Here is a 20361-nt window from a genome sequence, read left to right on the forward strand (position 1 = left end):
ACCACCTTGGCCTGCATCACCAGCAACGGGCTGTTTTTTGGCCTGAGTGCTACAACACTTTTAAAGTGTTTGCTCTATTTACGTTAGCGCCAGCAGAAACCATTCTCATATCGATTCCACTCCATGTTTCGCCCCACTTGTTTTTCTTCCGAGTCTGCCACGCATCAATAATGGCCCTGTGACAGCAATAAAATCCTAACAGTCTGCAAAAATCTCCTAACCCCTTTCTGCGCCCCCTGACTACTGTTCAACCAGGCAGTGAAAACGCACTGCTCTTACTACCAAAGCACTTGAGCGAGGTGAACACCATGAACCTGCAATCCATCAAAACTTCGGTACTGAAGTTCATCAAAGACGAAGATGGCCTGACCATTGTGGAGTATGCAGTGGCCGGTGGGCTGATAACGCTGGGCGCTGTTGCTGCGTTCGTTACCTTGGGTGACAACGTAGACACCGCCATTACAAATCTTGGCTGCGCGGTCCAAGGCAGCGCAACCTGCTAGCGGTAATGAACCCAGCTGGCACAGACGTTTCCAGACATCTAGTTAGAGGGTTGCAGTCATGGGCAAAGAGCAGTTAGTCGCTGTCGCACTCTTGCTTGGGCTGCTCGGGATAGCGGTGGCGAGCGATATTCGCCGCCACCGCATTCCTAACCTCTTGGTGTTGTTGGGCTTGATCCTGGGGGTGGGCAGCCAGGCGTATGCCTCGGGTGCAATGGGGGCAGGTTATGGCGTGCTGGGCCTGCTGGTCGGCTTCGCCGTTTTCCTGCCGCTCTACGCGTTGGGCGGCATGGCGGCCGGCGACGTCAAACTAATGGCCATGGTCGGCTCTTTTCTCAGCCCGCAAAACGCACTCTGGGTGGCGGCACTGAGCCTGGTTGCCGGGGGCGTGTGCGCGGTATTGATTATCTTCGTGCGTGGCCAGGTGCAGCAAACCTTCGGCCGCTACTGGCTGATGCTGCGAGCCAGGGCCTATTTTGCGCCAGCATCCGATGAAGTGGCAGGCAAGCCTTTCCCGTATTCGGTCGCCGTATTGCTCGGCACCTTGGCCAGCATCTTCTGGCTACCTTTGGGCCAGTAGTTCAGGAGAATACTATGTACGCCATCAGCAACAGCCGTATTTCGCCCCAGGAGCGCAGTGCAATCCAGCGGCTGGCTCCGCAACCCCGTACGGTGCTTGAAACCGGGTTGCCGGAGAACCTGCTGGGCGATCTGGTCTGCAAGCACCTGCACGATGCAGGTGTACTGGACATGTCGCGGCTGGTAGAGCGCCTGGCGCTGACCGGTGCGGTACTGGAAGAGATCCTGACGTTCTTGCGCAAGGATGGCCGCGTCGAAGTCCTCGGGCAAGCCGGCAACCAGGCGTTGCGCTACGGCCTGACTGAGCGCGGCCGCAGCGCCGCACGTGATGCCCTGGCGCGCAGTGGCTATATCGGCGCAGCCCCCTTCCCGGTCAGTGCCTACCGATCGCTGCTCAAGGTACAGACCATTCACCATGGCCGCATCAGCGCAAACGACATGCGTCGCTCGTTTAGCTCGGTGGTGCTGGCCCCGAGCATGCTTGACCAACTGGGCGTGGCCCTAAACTCCGGGCGCGCCATCATGATCTATGGGCCGGCCGGTACCGGCAAGACCTACGTCAGCAGCCGGCTGATCCGCCTGTTCAGCGAATGCATCTGGGTACCCTATGCCATCGCCATCAACGATGCCGTGATCGAAATTTTCGACCCCCAGGTACACCGTCGCCTGCAGGATGATGACGAACAGCAGAACAGCTTGCTGCTCAACGAAGGCATCGACCGTCGCCTGCTGTGCTGTGAACGCCCCTTGGTCATCACCGGTGGCGAGTTGACGATGGAGCAGTTGGATGTGCGCTACGACCCCGACTCGCGTCAGTACCAGGCGCCGTTGCAACTCAAGGCCAGCAACGGAATGCTCATCATCGATGACATGGGCCGCCAGCGCATGGCACCAGCCGAGTTGCTGAACCGCTGGATTGTCCCCATGGAGGAAAAGCGCGACTTCCTCAACCTGGGTGGGGGGCGGCACTGCGAATTGCCCTTTGACCTGGTGCTGGTGTTCTCCACCAACCTCAACCCGCTGGAGTTGGCCGACGAAGCGTTTCTGCGCCGAATTGGCTACAAGCTTCAATTCGGCTACCCGCAAGCCAGCGAGTATGAACGCATCTGGATCCAGGAAGCAGAACGCTTGGGCATCCCTCATGACCCAAAGCTGCTGCGCTATGCCCTGGAGGAACTCTATGAAGCGGAAAACATGCCGCTGGTACCGTGCCATCCGCGCGACCTCTTGAGCATGGCAATCGACCGTCAGCGTTACCTGGGCAATGCCGGGCCGCTATCAACAGCGGAGCTGGAGTGGGCCTGGCACAACTACTTCGTTCAGCTCGACTTCATTGGCTAAGGAGTTACCAACATGAGCTCTCGTACGTTTCCCCTGATTGCCTTGTCCCTGGTCCTGGGCTTGGGTGCGGCCTGGATGGCCAACAACTGGCTGAGCGCGAAACTCAATGCCAAGGAAGACGATAACCAGCAGAGCGTGGTGGTCGCCACCACAGAGATTGCCTTCGGCCAAATGGTCGAAGCCCAGCAAGTGGCCGTGGTGCGCATGCCAAAGGATGCCGTACCCGAGGATGCCTTCGACGCCCCTGAAAAAGTGGTGGGCAAGATCGCCACCTTCTCCATGCTGCGCGGCGATATCCTGCGCGCTGCGCGCCTGGCCGAGCACCTCGGCGGCAGCACCCTGGCATCGTTGATCGAACCCAACAAGCGCGCCATCTCGGTACGGGTGGACGACGTGGTCGGTGTCGGCGGGTTCTTGCTACCGGGTAACCGGGTCGACGTATTGGCAACCCGGCAGACCGGCAACAGTGGCGATGCCGAGTCCAAAACCATTCTCGAAGACTTGCGGGTGTTGGCAGTGGACCAAACGGCCAACACCGACAAGACCCAGCCCGTGGTTGTCCGCGCCGTCACCCTGGAAATGACACCACTGGAGGCGGAAGTGCTGGTCAAGGGCATGGCTGCCGGCAAGCTGCAACTGGCCCTGCGCAACCCCCTGGACAATCAGCCACGCCCGGCTGTCACCCAACCGGTTGCACTGGCCCAGCCAGCGGCTCCAGCCCCGGTTGTCCGGCCGGTGGTACGCCGCCAAGGCACAGGCAACAGCAGCGCTGTCACCGTGATTCGTGGCGTCGAAGTCAATGAAGTGAGAGCCAAGCTGTAAGTGATCCTGTTCCACATCGGCCAAGCGGGAGGGCGTGATGATGAACGCGCGAATCAAACAGCCTCGCACTGCGTTTGCGCAGCGTCAGCGCGGCACGATCATTGTGATGGTGGTCATTGCCATGGCCGCGGTGCTGTTGATGGCCGCCCTGGCATTGGACGGCAGCCATATGCTGGTGAACAAGACACGCCTGCAAAATGCGGTGGATGCGGCAGCGCTGAGCGGGGCCAAGACACTCAACGCGGTGCTTGGCGCAACCGGCGCCGCCAGCCTGGCACAAACCGCCGCGCTGGACACCCTAAGCCGCAATGCCAACGCCACAGGCAATCAGGAGCTGGCCAAGGCGATTGGCAACAGTGTCGCCACCTTCGCCAAGGTGGAACTGGCCTCCAGTGTCTACGGGCCATTCTCGGCCAATGCCAGCTACGTGCGAGTCACGGTAGCGAACTACCCGTTGACCAGTTTTTTCTGGGGGGCTTTCCAAACATTGGGCAATGGCGCAGACAAGACCAAGAGCGTCGCCGCCATCGCCACTGCCGGGCCAAGCCCAACCAGCCCCTGTGAGCTTACCCCGCTGATGGTGTGCGGCAACCCCACACAGAACAACCCCAGCGGCGGAATGTTCTGGGGGTACAGCTTCGGCGATCTACAGGTATTGAAAACCGCTGCGAACAACAGTTCGGCGATCGGCCCAGGGAACTTTCAACTGCTCGATTTCGGCTCAGGCGGAAAAACGGTCAAGGAAGGCCTGGCCGGCGGCATCAATCAGTGCAACAGCATCGGTTCAAACGTGACGACCAAGCCGGGTAATACCGTCGGGCCGTCCGCTCAGGGCCTCAATACGCGTTTCAACGAGTACAAGGGAGGCCTCAGTGCCGCCGACTATCCACCTGACCTGGTCGTCACGGTCAACCCCAAATCCCTGACCTACAACGATACGTTGAAGAGGATCGAATACAACAACCAACCGGTCACTGCCGCCAACGGCAACCTGTCTACGACCGGTGGCGCCCTGTACGACTACAACGACTGGAAACAGGACTCGGCCAACTGCATTGCCGGCGCTGGGGGTGGCTGCCTGTCCAATGGCGTGCACGAACGGCGGGTACTGAAGATCGTCATCGGTGACTGCTCGGGCAAGAACGACGGTGCGTCATCGATACCGGTGCTCGGTTTTGGCTGTTTCTTCGTGATGCAGCCGGAAGCCCAAAAGGGCAACGAGTCGCAGATCTTCGGCCAATTCGTTAGCCAGTGCGAGGGCGACAGCGTGCCAGGCCCCACGCCGACGGATGATGTCGGCCCGCAGATCATCCAGTTGTACAAGACCTACATCGATAACCAACAGACACCCAGTACCGATTCGTAGGGGGCTCTATGAGACGCGGTGGATTCAACGCCCCAAAGGCTCAGCGTGGCCTGGCAATGATTGAGCTGGTGATTACCCTGCCGTTGTTGGCGCTGCTGATGCTGGCCTTCGGCGAGTTCGGTCGCATGCTGTTTCAGTACAACAGCCTGATGCAGGCCAGCCGTGACGCTGGGCGCTTTGTCGCCAGCCAGGCGTGGGACGCCAATCAGGGCAAACTCGATCTGAGCGCTGCTCTGTTGTCCAAAACCAAAAACGTCGCGGTGTACGGCGTACCTGCCAACCCGAATGGTTACCCCTCGGTCGTGCCTGGGCTGACGCCTGGAAATGTCACGGTGGCTGCAGCAGGTACCGAGCACGTGCAGGTGAGCATTAACTATACCTTCGTGCCTGTGATCGGTAGCGCACTGCCGGCCCTCTATGGCAGCAGTAAACCGCTGGGCCTGACGTTGACCTCCACCGTTGTGATGAGGGCCTTATGATGAACCGCAAACGCATGCGCGGCGTGTATGTCGTCGAGTTCGCCATCACCGGCTTGGTGCTGTTCACCTTGCTGTTCGGCGTGCTGGAAATAGGCCGGTTGTACTTCACCGTCAATGCGCTGAATGAAACGGTGCGCCGGGGGGCGCGCCTGGCCGCGGTGTGCAACATCAAAGACCCGACCATTCTGCGCCGCGCAATGTTCAATGCCGCCGACAACAGCGGCGCGAGCAGCCTGATTGGCAACCTGACCAGTGCCAACCTGAACCTGATCTACCTGGACAAGGACGGTGCCGTGATCGCCAACCCTGACGACCTCACCAGCGCCAACGGTTTTCTCGCCATCCGTTATGTGCAACTGCAGGTGACGAACTTCAGTTTCAACTTGCTGATTCCTGGATTCAACGGCGCCTTCGTGCTGCCGGTGTTCAGGTCAACCATGCCGCGCGAGAGCCTCGGCAGGCAACCCGATGCAAACGTAGTACCGGAGATCACGCCATGTTAAGCACACGTGAAGCCCCCGTCGTCACCGCGACTGACCGGCAAGGCCTGCGCCTGCTGATCAGTGGCCGCGATGCGACAGCCTTGAACCAGATGAAAACCATCAGCCAGAGCCTGCCCAACCTGCAGGTCAGCACCCGCTTGGTAAGCAACGGCCATACCGACCCGCTGTATGGGCTGGAGCACATGCCGGACCTGTTGCTGCTGCACGTCAGCCATTTGTGGCGCGAAGAGTTGGCCGCCCTGCTGCTGCATCCACTCAAGGAGCGTCCGCCGCTGTTGGTGTGCGGCCCCCTGGATGAACGCGAGGGCATGCGCCTGGCAATGCAGGCCGGCGCCCGTGACTTTCTTCCAGAGCCGGTGAAACCCGAAGAGCTGCAGGCGGCCCTTGGGCGCATGCAGATGGAGGCGCGGGCAGAGCGAGGAAACGAAGGCAAACTGATTGCGGTCATGAATGCCAAGGGCGGTTCAGGGGCCAGCATGCTGGCCTGCAACCTGGCCCATCAGCTCAGTAACCAGGGTGGCAGAACCCTGCTGCTGGACCTGGACCTGCAGTTCGGCAGCGTCGGCCACAGCCTGGATGTGCAATCGACACACAGCCCGATGGAGGTGCTTCAGCAGGCCGATACCCTGGACAGCATCGCCTTGCGCGGCTTTTGCAGCCACTACAGCCCGACCTTGCATGTGCTGGGCGGGCGTACCGATGAACTGTGCCTGCAGCAGGACGTGCGCCTGGAGCAACTGGAGAATCTGTTGCGCCTGGCCCGCAGTAGCTACGACTGGGTGGTGGTGGACTTGCCGCGGCAAATCGACCACCTCACCGGCATCAGCCTGGAGCAGGCCGACCGCATCTACATTGTGTTGCAGCAAAGCCTGAGCCACCTGAAAGACGGCACGCGCTTGACCCGCATCCTGCGCGACGACCTGGGCGTGTCGAGCAGTCGACTGCAGGTGGTGGTCAACCGCTACAACAAGACGTCCCCCGTCACCCTCAAGGATGTGACCGAGGCGTTGCGCTGCACGGAGGTGCACAAGCTCCCAAATGACTTTGCGGTGGTCAGCGAAAGCCTGAACACCGGGGTGCCGCTGGAACGGCATGCACCACGGTCAGCCATCAACCTTGCCCTGCGCGAACTGAGCCAGAACCTGATCGGGATCGAGGCCTGCGAACAGAGCCTGCTTAAACGTACCTTTGGCCGTTTGTTTGGAGGGTAAGCCATGCTCAGCGACTTTCGTAATCGCTTGCGTCAGCAGGCCAACAACCAGGCCACGGCAGACAAACCGGCAGCACCGGCCAACAGCCAGGACTGCACTCAGGTACTGATGGCCTGGGAGAACATTGCACCGGAAATCCTCTACGAGACCCGGAGCAAGCTCAACCCGGTGGAGAGCGAATGGAAGGAAAAGACCTACCAGCAGCTACTCAAGGTCATGGACCTGTCCTTGCTGGACACGCTGGAGGCCGCCGAAGCCGGTCGGCAGATCAAAGAGATCAGCCAGCGCTTGCTTGACGAGAACTCGGCACCGGTCAGCGCCAGTGGTCGCCAGTTGATCATCAAGCAGATCACCGACGAGGTGCTGGGCCTTGGCCCGCTTGAGCCACTGCTGGCCGACCCGAGTGTGTCCGACATCCTGGTGAACGGCCACGCCTCGGTGTACGTCGAGCGGTTTGGCAAGCTGCAAAGAACCGACGTGCGTTTTCGCGATGATCAACACCTGCTGAATATCATCGACCGCATTGTGTCCAACCTGGGCCGGCGCATTGATGAATCTTCGCCGTTGGTGGACGCACGCCTGAAGGACGGCTCGCGGGTCAACGCCATCATCCCTCCCCTGGCGATCGACGGCCCCAGCATGTCGATTCGCCGCTTCGCCGTGGACTTGCTCAATACCGAAAACCTGGTGCAGACGGGCACCCTGACGGCGGCCATCGCACTGATGCTCAAGGCTATCGTTCGCGGGCGCATGAACGTGCTGATTTCCGGCGGTACCGGCAGCGGCAAGACCACCATGCTCAACGTCCTGTCCAGCTTCATCCCGCACAACGAGCGAATCGTCACCATCGAAGACTCGGCCGAGTTGCAGTTGCAACAGCCTCATGTGGTACGGCTGGAAACCCGCCCGTCGAACATCGAAGGGCGCGGCGAAGTCAATCAGCGTGAACTGGTGCGCAACAGCCTGCGGATGCGCCCGGACCGCATCGTCATTGGCGAGGTGCGCGGCGCCGAGGCACTGGACATGTTGACGGCGATGAACACCGGTCACGACGGCTCACTGACCACCATTCACGCCAACACCGCACGTGACGCCTTGGGCCGAATCGAGAACATGGTGTCGATGAGCGGTGCAACCTTCCCGATCAAGGCGCTGCGCCAGCAGATCGCCTCGGCCATCGATGTGGTCATCCAGTTGGAGCGTCAGGAGGATGGCACCCGGCGGCTGGTCAGCGTGCAAGAGATCAACGGCATGGAGGGCGACATCATCACCATGACCGAGATTTTCTCGTTCGTACGCAATGGCATCGGCGAAAAAGGCGAGGTACTGGGTGAGTTTCGCCCCACCGGCATGGTCCCGGCATTCCGTGAAACGCTGGCCAAGCGGAGTATCGAGCTGCCGCTCAGCCTGTTCCGGCAGGAATGGATGGAGGAAAAATCATGAACCAGATCCCCAGCGAGTTCGTCCTGGCCTTCCTTGGCATGGTGTTCACGGCGATCTTCCTCCTCAGCCAGGGCCTGACCGTTCCGGTGTTTGGCGAAGCGGGCAAGGTGCGCAAGCGCATCCGCAGTCGCCTGAACATGCTGGAGCGCGCCAATGACCTGCCGAACATGCAGTCGGTATTACGGCAAAAATACTTGCGGCGCCTGTCGCCACTGGAAGCGTGGTTAGAGCAACTGCCAGCGATGGAGGCCCTGGCCCAGATGATCGAACAGGCCGGGCATGAATACCGTGCCTATCGGGTACTGCTGCTTGGGCTGACGCTGGCACTGGCAAGCGGCATTGTACTGTGGTTGATCACGCGCACCTGGTGGGTGGCAGTACCTGCTGCGATGGTGGTGTTCTGGCTACCGATACTTAAGATCTCCAATGACCGCATCAAGCGCTTTGCCCGCTTCGAAGAGGGGCTGCCAGATGCGCTCGATGCCATGTGCCGGGCGCTGCGCGCCGGCCATCCGTTCAACGAGACCCTGCAACTGGTCGCCGATGAGCACAAAGGGCCGGTCGCCCATGAGTTCGGCCTGACCTTCGCCGACATCAACTATGGCAACGATGTACGCCGGGCCATGCTCGGCCTGCTGGAACGCGTACCCAGCATGACGGTCATGATGCTGGTGACCACAGTGCTGATCCACCGTGAAACAGGTGGCAACCTGACCGAAGTACTGGATCGCCTGAGCAGCCTGATTCGCGGGCGCTTTCGCTTTCAACGCAAGGTCAAGACCCTGTCCGCCGAAGGGCGTATGTCAGGTTGGATACTGGTGTCGATGCCCTTTGTGCTCGCCGCAGCGATCGTGCTGTCGAGCCCGACCTATCTGCCCCTGCTGATCAACGAGCCTCTGGGTCGAAAACTGGTCCTCGGCGCCTTTGTTGCCATGCTGATCGGGATCTACTGGATACGCAAGATCATCCGGATTCAGGTTTGAGTACCGATAGACCTAGGGAGTAAGACCATGGAGTATCTACTGAGTCTGATCAATCATTGGGTGGGCAACGAACAACTGACGCGCCTGTTGTTTGCAGCAGCCATCGGCCTGAGTGTGGTCTTTGCCATAACGACCATGACCTTGCTGGTGCTGGGGCTGCAAGACCCGGTCAAACGCCGACTGATGCTGATCAAGCGCGGCCAAAGTGCAGAAATTGCCGGGCAACGGCCACCAAGCAACCTGCAATTGATGCTGGAACAGGTGGGGCAGCGCTTCAACACGGGTGAGCAAGGGCAAGCCTCGGCGACACGGGTACTGCTGACACACGCCGGTTATCGCGCTCAGTCGGCCGTACAGACCTACTGGGCGCTTCGCCTGCTGTTGCCCCTGACCTTGATGGGCCTTGTAGCCTTGGCATTACCGCTTATTCCGAAGCTGTCGCTGATGCTCGGTGTCGGCCTGCTGCTGCTGGCGCTAGGTGTGGGTTGGCTGGCGCCAGCCCTCTATGTCGAGCATCGCGCACAATCACGGATGAACCGTTTGCTGATTGCCTTTCCTGATGCCCTGGACCTCATGGTGGTGTGCGTGGAGTCGGGCCTGGCCCTGCCCCAGGCCATCGAGAGGGTGTCTGAAGAAATGGCGGTGAGCCAGCCTGACCTGGCCATGGAACTGGCCTTGGTCAACGCCGAAATCCGCGCGGGCATCCCCAGCACCGAGGCCTTGAAAAACCTTGCCGAACGCACCGGGCTGGAGGACATTCGCGGGCTGGTGAGCCTGCTGGCACAGAGCATTCGCTTCGGTACCAGTGTGGGTACCACCCTGCGCATCTATGCTGAGGAATTTCGTGACCGTCGCACGCAACTGGCCGAAGAGAAAGCCGCGAAAATCGGGACAAAACTGGTGTTCCCACTGATCCTGTGCTTGTGGCCAAGTTTTTTCCTGGTGGCCATAGGCCCTGCAATCATCGGCGTGTTCAAGGTATTCGGAAAGCTTTAACAACGAGTAGAAAAAGGCCTCGGCAGCAATGCCGAGGCCTTTTGCATGCCGCAGCCTTTTGAATGACTCAATAGGGAGGCTGCGAAACGCTGATCACCATGCGCACAAAGCAAAACGGCGGCGGGAGCCTGTTTACGCTACCCCGCCGCCGCCATGATGTGATGTCTACCCACCTGAATCACCCAACCTGCACACTGTCACCCTACTCTTTCAACCCCGAACACTGGCGCATCCTGCGCCGTTGCAGCCTACTTCCCCTTGGATGACGAGAGACCATACTCTTTGTAAAACTCGGGTATGGGGTGCTTGTAGCTGTCCAACAGGCGCTGCAGGCTCAGTTCACGCTCAGCGGGTTTCACGGTTTGCAGATTTGGCGAAGCCACCTGATTACTACGCTGCAATTGCAGCCAGGTTTCGGTGACCTGCTGTTGTGGGGAAGATGGGCCAGGTTCGATGGCCTGGGCTGCAAGGGGGAGCAACGCGGCTCCCAGGCAGATGAGCATAGTCTGTTTCATCACTACCTCTGCATTGGTGGCGAGTTGGCACTCGGTTATGCCGGATCATTGACCGCTGCTACCTGATCGGCAGGCGCTGCGGTGGCCTTCTTCCTACTCTTGAGTTTTTCTGCTCGCGCCTGGGCTTCAGTGACTTGTGCCGGGCTCAGGCCGACTCGGCTGACCAACTCCGAGGCCTGCTTCCAGTTCCCTTGGTAAATCATCAAGGTCACCAGGTTAACGGCCGCCAATTGATCGGACTGCTTCAACTCCATGGCCGTGATGAACTCGAAGCGGGCTTGCTTAAGGCGCCCTTGGTTAAGGTAGATCACGCCCAGGTCGTTACGGATTTTTTCGTCAGTGGGCGACATGCGTACCGCCCGTTGCAGGTGAGCCAAGGCCTTCTCGCTATCATTGCGCGCCACCGCCAGTTGCCCCAGGCCGTGTTCGCCTTCAGCCGCTAGGCAGGTACTGAGTAAACTGCGAAACAACGGTTCGGCCTCGGCCTCTCCCAATACACGGTAGATCTTGGCCTTGCGCAAACGCACGGCGGGAAGGTCCTGCGGCAGCCGCTGCAAGTTGGCCAGGCCCGCATGCAGCTTGCCCTCACGGATCATGTCGTCGGCCAGGCTCAGCGACAGCTCCTGATCGGAACTGACCTTGGCACAGCTTTCCGGGGCACTGAGTGACGACCAATCGGAGCCACCGCCCGTGGCACAGCCGCTCAGCATCACCAGGCCCAACGTTGCAATGATCACCTTCATTTTTCGCTCCCGGGAAACGCACAACGAGCGGGCGATGGCCGTAAGGCCAACCCCGCCCAGCACGGTGTCGTGGGATGTGTTCGTCAACAAAGAGGCTGCAATGGGCTGGCTCATTGTGATAACCCACTACGGTGGTCGAAGTCACCGTCTTCCAGGAAGTACATGCGGAACCAGTTCGGATCGTAATTACGCATCTGCTCGCCGGGCAGTGTAGGAAGCTGGGCATTGACCGCCAGCGGTTGCACCAGATGCGGGGTGACGATCATCAGCAGTTCTTTCTCTTCACGCTTGATCGTAGAGTCACGGAAAAAGGCACCCAGGATCGGAATGTTTCCGAGGCCAGGCAACTTGTTCACAGCAGAGGTGTTGGTCGTGCTGATCAAGCCGCTGACCACGAAGCTCTCACCGTCCGCCAGGGAAATACTGGTGTCCGTACGACGAACAACCAGTGCCGGTACAACCGTGCCGGAAATGGACACACCGTTGTTGAAATCGAGCTCACTGACCTCCGGTGCCACCTTCAGGTTGATACGGCCCGGCCCAACCACCGTTGGTGTCAGCGTCAGACGAATACCGAATTCCTTGTACTCGATTGAAATACTGTCGCTGCCAGTGCTCGGTACAGGGATGGGCACTTCACCACCGGCCAGGAAGCTCGCGCTCTGCCCACTCAGCGCCACCAGGCTGGGGCGGGCCAGGGTATAGGCAAAGCCACTGCCTTCCAGCGCATTGATCAACCCCAGTACGTTGCCGCCACCGATCCCGATGTTGAAACTGCCGTTATCCAGAGGGATGTTGGGTGCCAGGCTACCAATCTGCCCTGGCGTCACCGTCACGCCAGGCACAGTGCCCGGTGAGCCGAACAGAAAACTGCCGCCTTTGCCGAAGATCGACGTACTGGCCTCTTTCAACTTGGTGCGGCTGACTTCGACAAACCGAATATCGGTCTGAACCTGGCTGGTCAGCACCTCATTGCCTTCAGGAAAGACTGCGCTACCCAAGGAGGACGTAGCCTTGCCCTTGACGAACACCATGCTCTGGCGAGGCGCACTGGAGCATGCCGTCCAGACCATCAGGCTGGTGGTTCCGGGAGCAATACCGGTAAGCAGGTATGCATCATTGCCATTGAGGTGCACATCAGCGATTTTCGGATCGCCTATGGCCAATCGGGTAATGGCCTCAGGGGAGCGCATGGCAGTCTGCATGCCTTCACCCACCTCGACCACGGCTGGCAGTGCCGCCAGATCTGCGCAGTTTTTCCCCGCGGCCAACGTCGTCCCAGCGGGTAAACCAGCAACAATCAACGTCCACGCCACTCGTTTGAGTACTTGCGCGTAATTATTGGTCATTCTCTGCTTCCTTGTCCGGTCAGGGCAGTTTGCTAGAAGATCGGTTCAACACGACTTGCATGACCACTGCCGGTCCCCTGCCGCCACGACACGCGATCCGCGCACGCCGTGACGTCTGGAAAATCCACAGTGGGCTGGCACAGCGTGGACACACTCGCCACCGCTGCTAGAGCCCTCCAGTGATCGTCGTGCCAAACACCCCCCTTATGTGGTTCAGCTGAAACGACCAGTCATAACGAGCCATCCGTCGGGTCTGCGAACTGCCTAACCATCCTGAAGCGAGGCCAACCCCCCGGCTGAGCACAAATAACTGTTTCGCTATTTGAAGTTAGCTCAGAAAGGTCAAATTGCTATCAGACTGTAAAAAAAATGAGTCACTGCCGAATCAGGCGTGGTGTCGCCCGGTCAGCTCAGCCAAGGTGCTGGACACATGGTGCAGATTCTTGCTGGCCCCTTCAGTACGACGCACGCTTTCCTGATTGCTCGCGGCAATCGCCACCAGCTCGCACAGGTTGCGCGAAATATCTTCCGTGACCAGCGTTTGCTCTTCAGCGGCGGTGGCGATCTGCTGACTCATATCGCGGATGGTCTGCACCGCGCCAGTAACGCCACTGAGAATTTCGCCGGCCTGCCGCACTTGCTCGACGCCATTCTCGCTGCTGCGCTTACCACTTTCGATCGCTTGCACCGCACGCTCCGCGCCTTTTTGCACGGCATCAATAATGGTATTGATTTCTGCCGTTGACTGCGCAGTACGCTGCGCCAGATTACGCACCTCATCGGCCACGACGGCAAAACCTCGGCCTTGTTCGCCGGCTCGGGCGGCTTCGATAGCCGCGTTAAGCGCAAGCAGGTTGGTCTGCTCTGCAATACTGTGGATCACCGCCAACACTTCGCCGATGCGCCCACTGTCGGCTTCCAGGCGATGGATAACGCTGGCCGTACCGGTAATTTCATCGCGAATGTCATTGATGCTCTTGACCATGCCGAGCATGGCCTTCTCGCCCTGCTGAGTGGCGTTCTCGGCATCGTCAGCGGCCCGGGCTGCCTGTGCGGTATGGCTGGCGACTTCCTGGGCCGCAGAGGCCATTTCTTGCATCGCAGTCGCCACCTGATCGGTACGCAACCCCTGATTTTCAACGCCCTGCCCCAACTGGCTGGCAATGGTCTTCAGTTCGTCGCTGGCGGTGTCCAGTTGCCGGGTGCCGTGTTTCAGGCCGGCGAAGGTGTCCGAGAGCACGTCATGCAGCGCGTCGGTCGCCTTCGCCAGACGCCCCAGCTCATCGCCCCGTTGACTGTTGATCCGCTGACCAAAATGACCTTGGCTGAGCTGGACGATAGACGCCATCAAACCACGCAGTGGTGTGATCAGGTTGCGGTTGATCAACCACATGCCAAACAGCCACGTCAGCACACTGACCATCAACAGCGCCAGGGTACCGACCCAGCCAATACGCTCGGCATGGGCATCGACCTGCCCAAGTTGGGTCTGGGTGTCTTGATAGAGCTGCTCCACCAAGGCATTCATCTGCTCACTGACGGGTCGATCCGTACCGTTGTCCACACCGGTGGTCGCAACGGTGTTGTGACGCTCACGGTACTGATCGCCGAATACCTGATGTGCGCTGAGCAGGTCATTGACCTTGGCCTTTAGCGACAGATCCATATCCAGCGCCAGCACGTTGGCCAAGCACTCCCTGACCTTGCGTTCTTCAGCTTCAAACACCGCCAGGCCACGCTCTGCGCTACTGAACGCCTGAGATTGGCGTTTGAATGCAAGGCTGGCTTCATTGACATACTTCGATGCCTGAGCAGAGCGCGTCAGCAACGCGTTGTAGGTATTCAGGCTATTAGCGAAAAGGCTGAAACACACCAATGCTGAACACAGCACCAGCATCAGGCCGACGCCCAGCAGCGTCAGCATTTGCGTGCGCAAGGAATACTTAAAAAACATAGCATTGGCTCTCTTCATACGCTGAGGACATGAGGCGTGTGAAGCGCCATTGGCAGGCAATCGAGGATACCTCGACAGACTGGAAAGCAACGCAAGTGATGGGCATAGCAATTGGACCCTCTTATAGTTATCGAACCATACGAGGCCCCGCCAGCAATTAATGTGCCACTATTTTGGCGCTGATTTTCCGTTGTTTTCGTGCGTTTTACTCACTACTTCTCGCAGAAATGACCCATTTTCCCGGCGTCGCGACATCGACTGCAGAAATGTGTTCACAGAAGTCTTCGCCGTGTTTGAAATTCTCACGAGCAAGGCCGGTCTGGTTTGCGCGCAAAAAAACGGGCAGCGCTTGCGCACTGCCCGTTCATTCGTACCGTCAGCCAATCGGCTCGTTATCGCGAGGCTTACTCGACAGCGACAGCACCTGAGGCGTTGTCCACCACGCGCTCGCGAACCGGGGCGCGGGCAGTCGAGATCTGCGGCAACAGCGACCCCAGCAGCATGCCCAGCCAGCTGAACAGCAGCCCGGCCAGCTGCGGTGGCCAGAAGTCAGCATCGGTGTGGGTGTATTCCAGCCACAGCCAGGACGCCATGCCCAAACCCATCGAGGCCAGAGCCCCCTGAGTGGTGGCGCGCTTCCAGAACAGGCCTGCGAACAACGGCACCGCAGCGGCAACCAGGGTCACTTTGTAGGCATTGCCCACCATCTCGTAGATGCTGGCATTGGAGAACAGTGAGAACAGGCACGTGACCATGGCGCACACCAGGATAGTCAGGCGCATGGCCAGCAGGAACTGCTTGTCGTTCATGTCGGGCAAAAAGCGCTTGAGCACGTTCTCGGTAAAGGTCACCGACGGCGCCAGGAGTGTGCCAGAGGCCGTGGACATGATCGCCGAAAGCAGCGCACCGAAGAACATGATCTGGGCGAACAATGGGGTCCGCTCCAGGATAAGGTGCGGCAGGATCATCTGGGCATCTTCAGCCAGCCATTGCTGAACCATCGCCGGATCAATCATCGAGGCCGCGTAGGTCAGGAAAATCGGCAGCATGCAGAAGGCCAGGTAGAAACAGGCGCCTGCCATCGATGCGCGCGCTGCGATGTTTTCGGTCTTGGCCGACATGACCCGCGCATAAACGTCCTGCTGCGGAATCGAGCCGAACATCATGGTCACCGCGGCACCGATGAAGGCAACGAAGTCCTTCGGCTCGAAGCTGTGCATGAAACTGAACTTGCCTTCGTTGGCCGCATGGGAAATGACCGCGGCAGGCCCGCCCGCCATGTCACCGATCAGCCAGGTCAGATAAACCAGGCCGGCGACAATGATCAGCATCTGCATGAAGTCTGTCAGCGCAACCGACCACATACCGCCGAACAAGGTGTAAAGCAGCACGATCACCGCGCCGATCAACATGCCCTGGGTGGTGCTGATGACGCCGTCAGAGAGCACGTTGAACACCACGCCCAGTGCGGTGAACTGTGCGGCAATCCAGCCAAGGTAGGAGAGGATGATCACAATACTGGTGATCATTTCCACGTTCGGGCCAAAGCGCTTGCGGAAGAAGTCACCGAGCGTCAGCAGGTTCATGCGGTAGAGGGGCCGGGCGAAAATCAGGCCGACCAACATCAGGCAGCCGAAGGAACCGAACGGGTCCTCGATAATGCCGGCGAAACCTTCCTGGATGAAGGTAGCAGGTATCCCCAATACGGCCTCAGAGCCGAACCAGGTGGCGAATACCATCGCGGCGACCAGCGGGAAGGACATGCTGCGACCACCGGCAGCGAAATCCCTGGAGTTTTTCACGCGAGTGGACGCGTAGAAACCGACACCTACCGTGAGCAGCAGATAAAGCGCAACAAACCAAATCAGCATTTGTACTTTCCGTTGGCTCGTCCGACACCGGACTGACGAGCATGGCTCGTGCAGGGGCAGCGCGACTGACTATGTTGTTTTTGTTTGCGTATCGCAGGCGGCACGACGGCTCATCTGTAACCAGCACGAGGAAATCGTAACCACTTATGACAACGGCTTTGCAGTCTGCCAAAGCCGTTAAATATGTCAAACAATTACCGCTGGGATTTGGATAAAAAAAGACGAAATGCGACGTTTTTTTAGGTAAAGCGGATTTTGGTGGCTTAAAAGACACCTTCCCCATCGTCGACAGTCGATTATTTTAAACATCCGAAAGCGCCAGACTGTTCACCTTCCCTGTCTACTATGAATCCCATACTGAAAACCTATTGGCTGGCGCCACCGTCAGGTTCCACGCTGAGTTGACGGATAACCGGACATCACAGGAGAGCATCATGTCTAACGAAGCAACCTGCCCGTTCGCGGGCGGCGCTCGCAAACACACCACAGCCGGGGCACCCTCGAATGCCGACTGGTGGCCTGATCAACTCAACCTGAAAATCCTCCACTCGCACGCCCCCCAGGCCAATCCCCTGGGTGAAGCCTTCAACTATGCCGAAGCGTTCAAAAGCCTCGACCTGGATGCGGTGATCAAAGACCTGCATGCCCTGATGACAGACTCGCAGGCGTGGTGGCCCGCCGATTACGGCCACTATGGTCCGCTGTTCATCCGCATGGCCTGGCACAGCGCAGGCACCTACCGTATCGCTGACGGGCGCGGTGGCGCGGGAGGTGGCGCGCAACGCTTTGCGCCGCTCAATAGCTGGCCGGACAACGGCAACCTCGACAAGGCACGGCGGTTGCTCTGGCCGATCAAGCAGAAGTACGGCAACAGTCTCTCCTGGGCTGACCTGATGGTGCTCGCGGGTAACGTCGCCCTGGACTCGATGGGCCTGAAGACTTTCGGTTTCGGCGGTGGACGTGTCGATATCTGGGAGCCCGAAGACGACATCTATTGGGGGCCGGAAGGCAAGTGGCTGGCAGACGAGCGCTACAGCGGTGATCGCGAACTTGAAAACCCGCTTGGCGCGGTTCAGATGGGCCTGATCTACGTGAACCCGGAAGGCCCGAATGGCAACCCGGACCCGCTCGCGGCAGCACGAGACATTCGTGAGACGTTCGCCCGCATGGCCATGAATGACGAAGAGACCGTCGCCCTGATCGCCGGCGGCCACACCTTCGGCAAAGCCCACGGCGCCGCCGATCCAAGCCAGTATGTAGGCCCCGAGCCGGAAGCCGCGACGCTCGAAGAACAAGGCCTGGGCTGGAAAAATACCTTTGGCAGCGGCAACGGCGCCAACACCATTACCAGTGGGCTGGAAGGTGCCTGGACCACCAACCCGGTGAAATGGGACAACAACTACTTCGACAACCTGTTCGGCTACGAGTGGACGCTCACCAAGAGCCCTGCCGGTGCCCACCAGTGGACGCCCAAGGAGGCCTCTGCCGCCGGTACCGTACCGGACGCACATGACCCGACGAAAACCCACGCACCGATCATGTTCACCACCGACCTTGCACTGATCATGGACCCGGTGTACTCGCCGATTTCAAAACGCTTCCACTCAGACCCTCAGGCGTTGGCCGATGCTTTCGCCAAAGCCTGGTTCAAGCTGACCCACCGGGACATGGGGCCTGTTTCTCGCTACCTGGGCCCGCTCGTCCCCCAGGAGCCCCTGCTCTGGCAAGACCCTGTTCCAGCGGTGGATCACCCACTGATCGGGGAGCAGGACATTGCAACCCTGAAAGCCCGGCTTCTGGCATCCGGCCTTTCGATCGCGCAACTGGTTACGACGGCATGGGCATCGGCCGCCACCTTCCGCGGTAGTGACAAGCGTGGTGGTGCCAATGGGGCGCGCATTCGCCTGGCGCCGCAGAAAGACTGGGCGGTCAACCAACCTGCTGAATTGGCGAAGGTGCTACACACACTGACGGCGATCCAGCAGGACTTCAATAACGCCCAGGCCGGTGGCAAGAACGTCTCGCTGGCCGACCTGATCGTGCTGGGCGGCTGCGCAGCCATAGAAGCTGCGGCGAAACGGGCTGGCCATGAGGTGACCGTGCCGTTCTCACCCGGGCGTACCGACGCATCGCAGGAGCAGACCGATGTGGCGTCCTTTGCCGTGTTGGAGCCCAGCGCCGACGGTTTCCGTAACTACCTGCGCAGCGGGCTTGAAGAATCGGCAGCCGAGCTGCTGCTGGACCGGGCGAACCAACTGACGCTCAGCGCACCCGAGATGACGGTGCTGATCGGTGGCCTGCGCGCCCTGAACTGCAACGTCGGGCAGGTTGCACACGGCGTGTTCACTCAGCGGCCTGAAACGCTGACCAATGATGTCTTCGTGAACCTCCTCGACATGAACACGACCTGGCAGAGATCCGCTGCAACTGAAGGTGTACTGGAGGGGCGTGATCGGTCGACGGGTGCCCTCAAATGGACAGGCACTGTCGTTGACCTGGTGTTCGGTTCAAACGCACAGCTGCGGGCCATTGCCGAGGTCTACGCCAGCCGCGATGCACAGCCGCTGTTCGTGCGTCATTTCGTGGCAGCCTGGAACAAGGTGATGAACCTTGACCGATTCGACCTTGCCTGATTGCGGCAGGGCGGCCCATGGTCGCCACGGCGTGAGCAGGCCACCCTTACCGGCGTGACGGTAAAGGGTGGCCTGCGCCTACCAGCATCAAATCCAGATTTTGCACGGCAGCGCCCGCCGCGCCCTTGCCCAGGTTATCGAACACGGCCGCCAACAGCACCTGCCCCGCAGGTTCGTTTTCCAGGACGATCAAGCGCAATTGATCGGTACCATTGAGTGCCTGCGGATCCAGGTGTGTGAGTGCCTTGGCCTCATGCATCGACATGACCTGCACGTACTGCGCACCGGCATAATGCTGCTGCAGGCACGCGTGTAACTGCCGCGCATTCGTGCCCGGAGCCAACAACCGAACCTGCAAGGGGATGGTCAGCACAATGCCTTGCCGAAACGCCCCATAGGCAGGCACAAACATCGGCCGCTCACTCAGGCCGCTGTGCTGTTGAATTTCCGGTACATGCTTGTGCGCCAGCGCCAACCCATACACCTGGAATGCCGGTGCGAGCGACGCGCCCTGCCCCTCATGCGCCTCCACCCCCGCACGCCCTCTCCCGGAGTAACCCGATACGGCATGCACGCTGATCGGGTAGTCTGCGCCCACCAGCCCCGCCTCTAGCAGTGGGCGCAACAAGCCTATCGCCCCCGTAGGGTAGCAACCGGGGTTGCTGACACGCCGCGCCGTCGCAATTCGCTGCGCCTGCTCCGGGCTCATTTCCGCGAAGCCATAGGTCCAGTCCGGGTGGGTGCGGTGCGCCGAACTGGCATCAATCACCCGTACCGCGGGGTTTTCGATACTCGCTACCGCGTCACGTGCAGCGTCGTCGGGCAGGCACAGGATCGCAATGTCACAGGCATTGATGGCTTCGGCGCGATGAGTTGCATCCTTGCGGTGTTCAGCACTGAGCGTGAGCAACCGCAGGTCGGTCCGACCGCGCAAGCGCTGGTGGATCTGCAAGCCGGTGGTGCCTTGGTCGCCATCGATGAATACAAGAGGAGTGGTCATGAAGTGCTCTCGAACGTCAGAAATCAGCAGGCCTAATCTTCGACGCGGGCTTAAGATAGGAAAAGTTGAATTT

Annotated in this window: 18 protein-coding genes; 12 read left to right on the forward strand and 6 right to left on the reverse strand. The window is 59.7% G+C overall.

The genetic code is table 11. The annotated features are described in order from the left end of the window. Positions 1 to 308 precede the first annotated feature (308 nt). From EKA13_RS11535 to EKA13_RS11585, 11 genes are read left to right on the forward strand one after another with little or no spacing between them, the layout of a single operon-like run. Positions 309 to 503 carry a Flp family type IVb pilin gene (locus EKA13_RS11535; RefSeq protein ID WP_065759530.1) on the forward strand — a complete coding sequence of 65 codons (195 nt, stop codon included), beginning with the start codon at positions 309 to 311 and terminating at the stop codon, positions 501 to 503. 58 nt (positions 504 to 561) lie between these two features. Next, positions 562 to 1080: an A24 family peptidase gene (locus EKA13_RS11540; RefSeq protein WP_065759531.1), complete on the forward strand. Its 519-nt coding sequence runs from the start codon at positions 562 to 564 to the stop codon at positions 1078 to 1080. Positions 1081 to 1094: 14 nt separating this feature from the next. After that, positions 1095 to 2420: a P-loop NTPase family protein gene (locus EKA13_RS11545; RefSeq protein ID WP_065759532.1), complete on the forward strand. Its 1326-nt coding sequence runs from the start codon at positions 1095 to 1097 to the stop codon at positions 2418 to 2420. A 12-nt stretch (positions 2421 to 2432) separates the two neighbouring features. Further along, positions 2433 to 3242, forward strand: coding sequence for a Flp pilus assembly protein CpaB (gene cpaB, locus EKA13_RS11550; protein ID WP_065759533.1), 810 nt, complete (start codon positions 2433 to 2435; stop codon positions 3240 to 3242). Positions 3243 to 3279: 37 nt separating this feature from the next. Then, positions 3280 to 4608, forward strand: coding sequence for a TadE/TadG family type IV pilus assembly protein (locus EKA13_RS11555; protein ID WP_065759534.1), 1329 nt, complete (start codon positions 3280 to 3282; stop codon positions 4606 to 4608). 8 nt (positions 4609 to 4616) lie between these two features. Further along, complete coding sequence (locus EKA13_RS11560) at positions 4617 to 5087, forward strand: TadE/TadG family type IV pilus assembly protein (RefSeq protein WP_065759535.1); 471 nt, start codon at positions 4617 to 4619, stop codon at positions 5085 to 5087. Next, positions 5087 to 5590 carry a TadE/TadG family type IV pilus assembly protein gene (locus tag EKA13_RS11565; protein WP_065759553.1) on the forward strand — a complete coding sequence of 168 codons (504 nt, stop codon included), beginning with the start codon at positions 5087 to 5089 and terminating at the stop codon, positions 5588 to 5590. Before EKA13_RS11560 ends, EKA13_RS11565 begins: the two co-directional genes overlap by 1 nt. Then, complete coding sequence (locus EKA13_RS11570) at positions 5584 to 6801, forward strand: AAA family ATPase (protein ID WP_065759536.1); 1218 nt, start codon at positions 5584 to 5586, stop codon at positions 6799 to 6801. Before EKA13_RS11565 ends, EKA13_RS11570 begins: the two co-directional genes overlap by 7 nt. 3 nt (positions 6802 to 6804) lie before the next feature. Continuing rightward, the gene (locus EKA13_RS11575; RefSeq protein WP_065759537.1) at positions 6805 to 8244 is read left to right on the forward strand and encodes a TadA family conjugal transfer-associated ATPase; all 1440 of its coding nucleotides are present in this window, start codon (positions 6805 to 6807) and stop codon (positions 8242 to 8244) included. After that, complete coding sequence (locus EKA13_RS11580) at positions 8241 to 9227, forward strand: type II secretion system F family protein (protein ID WP_065759538.1); 987 nt, start codon at positions 8241 to 8243, stop codon at positions 9225 to 9227. The genes EKA13_RS11575 and EKA13_RS11580 overlap by 4 nt, the downstream gene beginning before the upstream one ends. A 27-nt stretch (positions 9228 to 9254) precedes the next feature. Further along, a complete protein-coding gene (locus EKA13_RS11585; RefSeq protein WP_065759539.1) occupies positions 9255 to 10223 on the forward strand; it encodes a type II secretion system F family protein in 969 nt (322 codons plus the stop codon). A 248-nt stretch (positions 10224 to 10471) separates the two neighbouring features. Here EKA13_RS11585 and EKA13_RS11590 read toward each other — a convergent pair whose 3' ends face one another. The 5 genes from EKA13_RS11590 to EKA13_RS11610 all read right to left on the reverse strand — a co-directional run bounded on the left by EKA13_RS11590 (position 10472) and on the right by EKA13_RS11610 (position 16655). After that, on the reverse strand, positions 10472 to 10738 hold the full coding sequence (locus EKA13_RS11590) for a DUF3613 domain-containing protein (RefSeq protein ID WP_065759540.1): 267 nt from the start codon (positions 10736 to 10738) through the stop codon (positions 10472 to 10474). Positions 10739 to 10773: 35 nt separating this feature from the next. Continuing rightward, positions 10774 to 11481, reverse strand: a complete 708-nt coding sequence (locus EKA13_RS11595) for a tetratricopeptide repeat protein (RefSeq protein WP_065759541.1) — start codon at positions 11479 to 11481, stop codon at positions 10774 to 10776. A 110-nt stretch (positions 11482 to 11591) separates the two neighbouring features. Further along, positions 11592 to 12830, reverse strand: a complete 1239-nt coding sequence (locus tag EKA13_RS11600) for a type II and III secretion system protein family protein (protein WP_065759542.1) — start codon at positions 12828 to 12830, stop codon at positions 11592 to 11594. Positions 12831 to 13215: 385 nt separating this feature from the next. Next, the gene (locus tag EKA13_RS11605) at positions 13216 to 14784 is read right to left on the reverse strand and encodes a methyl-accepting chemotaxis protein (protein ID WP_065759543.1); all 1569 of its coding nucleotides are present in this window, start codon (positions 14782 to 14784) and stop codon (positions 13216 to 13218) included. A 404-nt stretch (positions 14785 to 15188) separates the two neighbouring features. Continuing rightward, positions 15189 to 16655, reverse strand: a complete 1467-nt coding sequence (locus EKA13_RS11610) for a high affinity choline transporter 1 (RefSeq protein ID WP_065759544.1) — start codon at positions 16653 to 16655, stop codon at positions 15189 to 15191. Between the two features lie 434 nt (positions 16656 to 17089). Between EKA13_RS11610 and katG the strand changes: the two genes are divergently transcribed. Further along, positions 17090 to 19288: a catalase/peroxidase HPI gene (gene katG, locus EKA13_RS11615; RefSeq protein WP_065759545.1), complete on the forward strand. Its 2199-nt coding sequence runs from the start codon at positions 17090 to 17092 to the stop codon at positions 19286 to 19288. A 46-nt stretch (positions 19289 to 19334) separates the two neighbouring features. Here katG and argC read toward each other — a convergent pair whose 3' ends face one another. Continuing rightward, entirely contained in the window at positions 19335 to 20288 is a 954-nt protein-coding gene (gene argC / locus EKA13_RS11620) for an N-acetyl-gamma-glutamyl-phosphate reductase (protein ID WP_065759546.1), read from the reverse strand. Between the last annotated feature and the right edge of the window lie 73 nt (positions 20289 to 20361).

The organism is Pseudomonas defluvii, assembly GCF_001695625.1.
GTDB lineage: Bacteria > Pseudomonadota > Gammaproteobacteria > Pseudomonadales > Pseudomonadaceae > Aquipseudomonas > Aquipseudomonas defluvii.

Bases quoted from the DNA above. Each gene is read 5' to 3' on its own strand.
- EKA13_RS11535 (WP_065759530.1), top strand. From the start codon at position 309: ATGAACCTGCAATCCATCAAAACTTCGGTACTGAAGTTCATCAAAGAC.
- EKA13_RS11540 (WP_065759531.1), top strand. From the start codon at position 562: ATGGGCAAAGAGCAGTTAGTCGCTGTCGCACTCTTGCTTGGGCTGCTC.
- EKA13_RS11545 (WP_065759532.1), top strand. From the start codon at position 1,095: ATGTACGCCATCAGCAACAGCCGTATTTCGCCCCAGGAGCGCAGTGCA.
- cpaB (WP_065759533.1), top strand. From the start codon at position 2,433: ATGAGCTCTCGTACGTTTCCCCTGATTGCCTTGTCCCTGGTCCTGGGC.
- EKA13_RS11555 (WP_065759534.1), top strand. From the start codon at position 3,280: ATGATGAACGCGCGAATCAAACAGCCTCGCACTGCGTTTGCGCAGCGT.
- EKA13_RS11560 (WP_065759535.1), top strand. From the start codon at position 4,617: ATGAGACGCGGTGGATTCAACGCCCCAAAGGCTCAGCGTGGCCTGGCA.
- EKA13_RS11565 (WP_065759553.1), top strand. From the start codon at position 5,087: ATGAACCGCAAACGCATGCGCGGCGTGTATGTCGTCGAGTTCGCCATC.
- EKA13_RS11570 (WP_065759536.1), top strand. From the start codon at position 5,584: ATGTTAAGCACACGTGAAGCCCCCGTCGTCACCGCGACTGACCGGCAA.
- EKA13_RS11575 (WP_065759537.1), top strand. From the start codon at position 6,805: ATGCTCAGCGACTTTCGTAATCGCTTGCGTCAGCAGGCCAACAACCAG.
- EKA13_RS11580 (WP_065759538.1), top strand. From the start codon at position 8,241: ATGAACCAGATCCCCAGCGAGTTCGTCCTGGCCTTCCTTGGCATGGTG.
- EKA13_RS11585 (WP_065759539.1), top strand. From the start codon at position 9,255: ATGGAGTATCTACTGAGTCTGATCAATCATTGGGTGGGCAACGAACAA.
- EKA13_RS11590 (WP_065759540.1), bottom strand. From the start codon at position 10,738: ATGAAACAGACTATGCTCATCTGCCTGGGAGCCGCGTTGCTCCCCCTT.
- EKA13_RS11595 (WP_065759541.1), bottom strand. From the start codon at position 11,481: ATGAAGGTGATCATTGCAACGTTGGGCCTGGTGATGCTGAGCGGCTGT.
- EKA13_RS11600 (WP_065759542.1), bottom strand. From the start codon at position 12,830: ATGACCAATAATTACGCGCAAGTACTCAAACGAGTGGCGTGGACGTTG.
- EKA13_RS11605 (WP_065759543.1), bottom strand. From the start codon at position 14,784: ATGTTTTTTAAGTATTCCTTGCGCACGCAAATGCTGACGCTGCTGGGC.
- EKA13_RS11610 (WP_065759544.1), bottom strand. From the start codon at position 16,655: ATGCTGATTTGGTTTGTTGCGCTTTATCTGCTGCTCACGGTAGGTGTC.
- katG (WP_065759545.1), top strand. From the start codon at position 17,090: ATGTCTAACGAAGCAACCTGCCCGTTCGCGGGCGGCGCTCGCAAACAC.
- argC (WP_065759546.1), bottom strand. From the start codon at position 20,288: ATGACCACTCCTCTTGTATTCATCGATGGCGACCAAGGCACCACCGGC.